General features: G+C 44.7%; 2 rRNA genes. Both read right to left on the bottom strand.

Going from position 1 to position 508, the window contains the following annotated elements:
- Positions 1 to 143: ribosomal RNA gene (locus AC1DSK_RS17540) — 23S ribosomal RNA — on the bottom strand; the annotation flags it as partial.
- Between the two features lie 202 nt (positions 144 to 345).
- Positions 346 to 508: ribosomal RNA gene (locus AC1DSK_RS17535) — 16S ribosomal RNA — on the bottom strand; the annotation flags it as partial.

The following is a 508-nucleotide window of genomic DNA, read 5'->3' as shown; positions in this document are numbered from 1 at the left end:
CTATTAAAAACAGTGGGTTTCCCCATTCGGAAATCTCCGGATCAAAGCTTACTTACAGCTCCCCGAAGCATATCGGTGTTAGTACCGTCCTTCATCGGCTCCTAGTGCCAAGGCATTCACCGTGCGCCCTTATTAACTTAACCTAAAAGTTAAAAAGTTCTTACGCATACAACCGAAGTTGTATGTTGAATTACTTGAATGTTTATTGCTTTCAATGTCGTTTTATCCAGTTTTCAAAGAACAAGTTTTGAAAGTATCGTCTTCTATAAAGAAGATGAACCTTCAAAACTGAACGCAAAACGTCAACKTATAGACCCWAGGTCTATATTCCGTAATTATCCTTAGAAAGGAGGTGATCCAGCCGCACCTTCCGATACGGCTACCTTGTTACGACTTCACCCCAATCATCTGTCCCACCTTCGGCGGCTGGCTCCTAAAAGGTTACCTCACCGACTTCGGGTGTTACAAACTCTCGTGGTGTGACGGGCGGTGTGTACAAGGCCCGGGA

The organism is Paenisporosarcina sp. P4_B8 (genome assembly GCF_056402175.1).
This window is presented reverse-complemented; position numbering and strand designations above follow the sequence as displayed.